Source organism: Pantoea sp. Pa-EAmG (assembly GCF_030024295.1).
GTDB lineage: Bacteria > Pseudomonadota > Gammaproteobacteria > Enterobacterales > Enterobacteriaceae > Pantoea > Pantoea dispersa.
This window is the reverse complement of the sequence record NZ_JASEWO010000240.1, coordinates 1-5,406: the sequence shown is the minus strand read 5'-3', so window position 1 is coordinate 5,406 and position 5,406 is coordinate 1. Positions and strand designations below refer to the sequence as shown.

The following is a 5,406-nucleotide window of genomic DNA, read 5'->3' as shown; positions in this document are numbered from 1 at the left end:
ATATGATCCCGGAAAAACGCAGCATTCGACGTATTCAGTCTGGCGGTTGTGCCATCCACTGTCAGGATTGCAGTATCAGCCAGTTGTGTATTCCCTTCACGCTGAACGAACATGAACTGGATCAGCTGGACAATATTATTGAACGCAAAAAGCCGATTCAGAAAGGCCAGACGCTGTTCAAAGCCGGTGATGAACTGAAATCCCTTTATGCCATCCGCTCCGGCACCATCAAAAGTTACACCATTACCGAACAGGGTGATGAACAGATCACCGGTTTCCATCTGGCGGGCGATCTGGTGGGCTTTGACGCCATCGTCAGCGCGCATCATCCGAGCTTCGCTCAGGCGCTGGAAACGGCCATGGTGTGTGAAATCCCGTTTGAAACCCTCGACGATCTGTCCGGTAAAATGCCGGCGCTGCGTCAGCAGATGATGCGTCTGATGAGCGGCGAGATCAAAGGCGATCAGGATATGATCCTGCTGTTATCGAAGAAGAACGCGGAAGAGCGTCTGGCGGCGTTTATCTGGAACCTGTCGCGTCGCTTCGGCCAGCGCGGTTTCTCACAGCGTGAATTCCGCCTGACCATGACGCGCGGTGACATCGGTAACTATCTGGGACTCACCGTTGAAACCATCAGCCGTCTGCTGGGACGTTTCCAGAAAAGCGGCATGCTGGCGGTGAAAGGCAAATATATCACCATCGAAAACCATGCGCTGCTGGCTGAACTGGCCGGCCAGACCGATCAGGCAGCGTAACCGCCTGCCGGGTCGATAAATGTTATTTTATTGATCCGGCAACAACTTTTCCGCTTCTGCCCTGCGCCATCTTAGGCTATCTTTAATCCAACTTCGCTTTGGTTTGAGGAGAGTGCCTTATGTCCCGGTATCAGCATATTCTGGTGGCGATTGATGCTCAGCAGGACGACCAGCCGGCGCTGCGGCGTGCGGTGTATCTCAATCAACGTATCGGCGGAAAAATCAAAGCCTTCCTGCCTATCTACGACTTCTCCTACGAAATGACCACCCTGCTGTCGCCCGACGAGCGCGTCAACATGCGCAAAGGGGTGATTAGCCAGCGTACCGAATGGATCCGCGAACAGGCACAGGCCTATCTGGAAGCCGGCGTGGATATCGAGATCAAAGTGGTGTGGCATAACCGGCCGTACGAAGCCATCATTCAGGAAGTGCTGGCGCATCAGCATGATTTGGTCCTGAAGATGGCGCACCAGCACGATCGTCTGGAAGCGGTGATTTTTACCCCCACCGACTGGCACCTGCTGCGTAAGTGCCCGTGCCCGGTGTGGATGGTCAAAGATCAGCCGTGGCCGGAAGGCGGCAAAGCGGTGGTGGCGGTAAACCTTGCCAGCGAGGAACCGCATCATGATGAGCTTAATCAAAAACTGATCCGCGAGACCACGCGCCTGGCCGAAATGGTGAATCACACCGAGGTGCATCTGGTGGGCGCTTATCCCGTCACGCCGATTAACATTGCTATTGAACTGCCGGATTTTGATCCCAGCGTCTATAACGATGCGATTCGCGGCCAGCATCTGGTGGCGATGAAAGCGCTGCGCCAGAAATTTTCCATCGGCGAGGAATTTACCCACGTAGCGAAGGGCCTGCCGGAAGAAGTCATCCCTGATATCGCTTCGCATCTCGACGCCGGGATTGTGGTGCTGGGCACCATCGGTCGTACCGGTCTGTCAGCTGCGTTTCTCGGCAATACCGCTGAACAGGTGATCGATCACCTGCGCTGTGATTTGCTGGCGATTAAGCCGGATGATTTCAAATCGCCGATTGACCTCGACGATGAGGAAGATGAAGAGGATTAAATAACGCAGGGCGGCCATCCTGCGCCGCCCTGGTTTGAGCTTATCAGGGCGGTGACATCACCGCCCTTTCGTTTCTTACAGCGCGCGCAGAATGCCTTCGACGCTGGCTTTGGCATCGCCAAACAGCATTTGAGTGTTCTCTTTAAAGAACAGCGGGTTCTGCACCCCGGCATAGCCGGTGTTCATCGAGCGTTTGAACACGATGACGTTTTGCGCTTTCCACACTTCCAGCACCGGCATACCGGCAATCGGGCTGCGCGGATCGTCCTGGGCCGCCGGGTTGACGGTGTCGTTGGCACCGATAACCAGCACGGTGTCGGTATCGCTGAAATCATCGTTGATCTCATCCATCTCCAGCACCACATCGTACGGCACTTTGGCTTCCGCCAGCAGCACGTTCATGTGCCCCGGCAAACGACCGGCTACCGGGTGAATACCGAAACGCACCTTAATACCGCGCGCGCGCAGCTTCTCGGTGATCTCTGCCACCGGATACTGCGCCTGGGCGACCGCCATCCCGTAGCCCGGCGTGATGATCACTGAGGTCGAGTTTTTCAGCAGTTCTGCCGTCTCTTCCGCGTTGATTTCACGGTGTTCGCCCGCTTCTTCGCCCGCATCCGCACCGCTCACGTCAGTGCCGAACCCGCCAGCAATCACGCTGATAAAGGAACGGTTCATCGCTTTACACATAATGTACGACAGGATGGCACCGGAAGAGCCCACCAGCGCACCGGTGACGATCAGCAGGTCGTTGCTCAACATAAAGCCCGCCGCCGCCGCCGCCCAGCCCGAATAGGAGTTGAGCATCGAGACCACTACCGGCATATCCGCACCGCCAATCGACGCCACCAGATGCCAGCCGAACACCAGCGCAATCACCGTCATCAGCAGCAGCGCAACGACCTGTGCAGCGGTGCTGTCGGTACGCACAAACCACAGCATCAGCAGGAATGAGACCACCAGCGCTGCCAGATTCATTTTATGGCGATGCGGCAGCATCAGCGCTTTTGAGGAGATCTTGCCGCGCAGTTTGCCAAATGCCACCACCGAACCGGTGAAGGTCACCGCGCCGATAAAGATGCCGAGGAACACTTCGGTCAGATGGATATTTTCCATCACCGCCGACAGTCCTGGCGCGTGATCAAGGTAGCTGTTAAACCCGACCAGCACCGCCGCCAGACCGACAAAGCTGTGCAAAATCGCCACCAGCTCCGGCATTTCGGTCATTTCGACTTTCTTCGCCAGACGCACGCCAATCGCACCGCCAATCACCATCGCCAGCAGAATCCACGCCACGTGGCCGCTGTGCGGACCAAAAATGGTGGCGAGCAGCGCCAGCGCCATGCCGCTGATACCAAAAATATTGCCCTGCTTTGAGGTCTCATGCTTCGAGAGCCCGGCCAGGCTGAAAATAAACAGAATTGCGGCAACAATGTATGCTGCAGTCACTAATCCGCCAGACATGTTGTTACCCCTTAATTCTTACGAAACATTTTCAGCATGCGCTGGGTGACGGTGAAACCACCGAAGATATTGATGCTGGCAATCAGGACGGCGATAAACGCCAGGAAGGTGACCCAGCCGCCATGGCCCATCTGCAGCACCGCGCCCACCACAATAATGCCGGAGATGGCATTGGTGACGGACATTAACGGCGTATGCAGCGCGTGACTGACGTTCCACACCACGTAATACCCGACGACGCAGGCAAGCGCGAACACGGTAAAGTGCGACAGGAATTCCGCCGGCGCGACGTTGGCCAGGCAGCCGAACAGCACTACCGCGAGCGCCAGCAGCAGATATTTGCGCCACGGCGCAGCGGGCTTCTCTGCCGCTTTCACCTGCGGCTGTGCGGCAGGTTTTGCGGCCTGTGGCGCAGCAGAGACCTGAATCGGTGGCGCAGGCCAGGTCACTTCTCCGTCACGAATTACCGTGACGCCGCGCACCACGACATCGTCAAAATCAACCACGATCTCGCCGTTTTTCTCTTTACACAGCAGCTTCAGCAGGTTCACCAGGTTGGTGCCGTACAGCTGCGAGGACTGCGTTGGCAGCCGGCTCGGCAGATCGGTGTAGCCGATGATTTTGACGCCGTTGTCGCTCAGCGTGACGCGGTCGGCGACGGTCAGATCGCAGTTACCGCCGGTGGCTGCCGCCAGATCAACAATCACGCTGCCCGGCTTCATGCTGGCCACCATCTCTGCGGTGATCAGCTTCGGTGCCGGTTTGCCCGGGATCAGCGCGGTGGTGACGATAATGTCCACTTCCTGCGCCTGCGCCGCGAACAGCGCCATCTCCGCCTTGATAAAGGCCTCGGACATCACTTTGGCGTAACCGTCGCCGCTGCCCGCTTCCTCTTCAAAGTCGAGTTCAAGGAACTCGGCGCCCATACTCTGCACCTGCTCCTTCACTTCCGGACGAGTGTCGAAGGCGCGCACGATAGCGCCGAGGCTGCCCGCCGCGCCAATCGCCGCCAGACCGGCCACGCCAGCCCCGATGACCATCACTTTTGCCGGTGGCACTTTACCGGCGGCGGTGATTTGCCCGGTGAAGAAGCGGCCAAACTCATGGGCTGCTTCGACAATGGCACGGTAACCGGCGATGTTTGCCATCGAGCTGAGCGCATCCAGCGACTGCGCGCGCGAAATACGCGGTACGGAATCCATCGCCATCACGGTGATGTTGCGTGCGGCTAATTTCTCCAGCAGCGCCGGGTTCTGCGCTGGCCAGATAAAGCTCACCAGCGTGCTGCCCGCGCGCATCAGGGCGATCTCGCTGTCGTCTGGCGCGTTCACCTTCAGCACGATGTCGGACTGCCAGACATCCTGCGGATGACTGATGCTGGCACCGGCGGCGATAAAACTGTCATCATCAAAGCTGGCGAGTAAACCGGCGCCCTGCTCAACGGTGACGCTGAATCCCAGCTTGATGAGCTGCTCAACGGTCTTTGGCGTCGCTGCGACGCGGAACTCATTGGCTAACCGCTCTTTGGGTATCCCAATTAACATACTGTTTCCTTTCCATGATTAAAGGATGAGGTTCTGTAAGGGGCACATGCTTAAAAGCCGAAACGCTGTTTCAGCTTTTTATGAGCGAAATGCACTATGTAACAAAGTCTTTATAACCTACTGAAAATGCCCAGGACGATCTAGCGCCATAACGCACACTTATGACATTCACACAGATATTCAGATGCCAGCGATGAATACCGCGGGATGCGACCAGGTTTGCGGCATTATGGAAAATAATCTGCTGTGCCTAATCGTGTCATGACGAATTAACTGTTTTTAAAAACCTATATTTAACAATGCGTTAACCATTATGGTACTAAGCGATACCGGTTAAAGCGGTAAGCTGACCAAAAAAAAGCCATAACAGCGAAAGATGACAGGCCGATGAATAAAATGCTGGGATTGTCAATGTTATGCGCATAAATTGGCTGAGACAGGCCGATTATTACATGCAATAATCAGCGGCTAATCTGTTATACATCAAGAGTCCAGCACGTTTTCGTACTCAATTTGCGTAAGGCGAAGGATCATTTTTATGAAGCTGAAGAACACCATTCTGGCGTC

General features: G+C 56.0%; 4 protein-coding genes. 2 read left to right on the top strand and 2 right to left on the bottom strand.

Annotation, left to right across the window (positions count from 1 at the left end):
* Positions 1-2: 2 nt before the first annotated feature.
* Both QMM04_RS20650 and uspE read left to right on the top strand, forming a co-directional pair.
* A complete protein-coding gene (locus QMM04_RS20650; protein WP_031279133.1) occupies positions 3-755 on the top strand; it encodes an FNR family transcription factor in 753 nt (250 codons plus the stop codon).
* Between the two features lie 119 nt (positions 756-874).
* Positions 875-1,831, top strand: a complete 957-nt coding sequence (uspE, locus tag QMM04_RS20645) for a universal stress protein UspE (protein ID WP_058758505.1) — start codon at positions 875-877, stop codon at positions 1,829-1,831.
* 75 nt (positions 1,832-1,906) lie between these two features.
* Here uspE and pntB read toward each other — a convergent pair whose 3' ends face one another.
* Complete coding sequence (gene pntB, locus QMM04_RS20640) at positions 1,907-3,295, bottom strand: Re/Si-specific NAD(P)(+) transhydrogenase subunit beta (protein ID WP_104186706.1); 1,389 nt, start codon at positions 3,293-3,295, stop codon at positions 1,907-1,909.
* An 11-nt stretch (positions 3,296-3,306) separates the two neighbouring features.
* Positions 3,307-4,839, bottom strand: a complete 1,533-nt coding sequence (gene pntA / locus QMM04_RS20635) for a Re/Si-specific NAD(P)(+) transhydrogenase subunit alpha (RefSeq protein ID WP_282996902.1) — start codon at positions 4,837-4,839, stop codon at positions 3,307-3,309.
* Positions 4,840-5,406 lie beyond the last annotated feature (567 nt).